The organism is Paramuribaculum intestinale (genome assembly GCF_003024925.1).
Taxonomy (GTDB): domain Bacteria; phylum Bacteroidota; class Bacteroidia; order Bacteroidales; family Muribaculaceae; genus Paramuribaculum; species Paramuribaculum intestinale.
The window spans coordinates 1-1765 of the sequence record NZ_PUED01000314.1 but is presented as its reverse complement, the minus strand read 5'-3'; the positions used below and the strand labels follow the sequence as shown (position 1 = coordinate 1765).

Annotated in this window: 1 protein-coding gene and 1 pseudogene; both read left to right on the top strand. The window is 46.6% G+C overall.

Features of this window, described 5'->3' with window-relative positions; all coding sequences use genetic code 11:
• Nucleotides 1-131: 131 nt before the first annotated feature.
• Nucleotides 132-1424, top strand: a pseudogene (locus C5O24_RS13095) (TraM recognition domain-containing protein); the annotation flags it as partial.
• A gap of 23 nt (nt 1425-1447) precedes the next feature.
• Nucleotides 1448-1765 (top strand): DUF1896 family protein (locus C5O24_RS13090; protein WP_107681957.1); only part of this gene is annotated, 318 nt, incomplete at its 3' end.

Sequence of the window (1765 nt, the reverse complement as noted above, 5' to 3'; positions counted from 1 at the left end):
CGTAGCGTTGGCTCAGGGGTTCGTGGGGCTGGGAGATGGGTTTAAGGGACAGGCCGTTTGATGGGAAACTATCATGCACGGTTCTTAGGGGGGAAAGCGCCCGCAAGGGCGCCGACCTACCCGCCCCGAATTTGAGCATTATAGCATACAACCACCTGAAAAAGCACCTCAAAGCCTACGGCAAGACCCCGCCTAAGTTTTATATGATAAATTTCGATGATCCGGAACGCAGTCACCGCTGTAATCCCATTCATCCAAATTTCATGTCCGACATAGCCGATGCCTACGAGAGTGCATATACTATTATGTTGAATCTCAATAAGTCGTGGGTTCAGAAGCAGGGTGACTTCTTTGTTGAATCTCCAATCGTACTGTTCGCAGCAATTATATGGTTTTTACGCATATACAAGGATGGAGAGTATTGTACATTTCCACACGCCATTGAATTTCTATGTCGCAGATATGAGGATATTTTCCCTATCCTTACCAGCTATCCCGACTTGGAAAACTACCTGTCTCCATTTATGGACGCATGGCTCGGAGGTGCGGCGGAACAGTTGGCCGGCCAGATTGCATCGGCAAAGATACCGCTGTCCCGAATGATTTCGCCACAGTTGTATTGGGTGATGACCGGCAACGATTTTACTCTCGACATCAACAATCCCAAAGAACCGAAGATTTTGTGTGTCGGCAATAATCCTGACCGCCAGAATATATATGGTGCAGCGCTGGGTCTATACAACAGCCGAATTGTAAAGCTGATCAACAAGAAGGGCATGCTGAAGTCAGGCGTAATAATTGACGAGCTGCCAACGATTTTCTTCAAGGGCCTCGACAATCTCATAGCTACCGCCCGAAGCAACAAGGTGGCTGTGTGTCTCGGCTTTCAGGATTTTTCCCAGTTGGAGCGCGACTACGGAAAACCGGAGGCTGCCGTGGTGATGAACACCGTCGGCAATATCTTCTCCGGGCAAGTCGTAGGCTCGACCGCCAAGACACTTTCCGAGCGTTTCGGTAAGGTGTTGCAGAAACGACAGTCATTGTCCATCAATCGTCAGGATGTAAGTCACTCCTTCAATACCCAGATGGACAGCCTTATACCCCCAAGCAAGATTTCAACTCTCACTCAGGGGTTCTTTGTCGGAGCCGTAAGCGATAATCTGACTGAGCGCATTGATCAAAAAATATTCCATGCTGAGATTGTAGTTGACAGCAAAAAGGTTGATGCTGAAATGAAAGCCTATGAGCCGATTCCAGTTCTGACCGATTTCAAGGACCCGACACCCGACAGGCGTCAGATGAAGGCTGATATTCAGGCAAACTATGACAAAGTGAAACAGGATGTCCGCGATATTGTAAGTGATGAACTTGCCCGTATAGCCGCAGATCCGAAACTCAAGCACCTCCTTCAACAGAAGAGGTGAAACCACAAATCCACAACATAATAATGACTAATAATTTTGACAGCCGAGGCTATGACCTTGACTATTACAATCTGTTCCTACGAAATTATTTGTCGGAACATAGATTCCCGGAAGCGGACGATGATACTTTCATTGCGACAAGGGCGGAGAAAGCCTATGATGTATTTGTAGCATCGCGATTGGACGGAGATGAATATTACATTTCAAGTGAAAAAGCAATGGCCGCTCTTTATGAAGGTCTTGAAATTTCAGCCTATGATTTTGTCAGCGAGATATTGATGGACGAATTTACTGACCAGATTTCATTAGAGGAAGAATCCATTGAATTTTGGACATACACG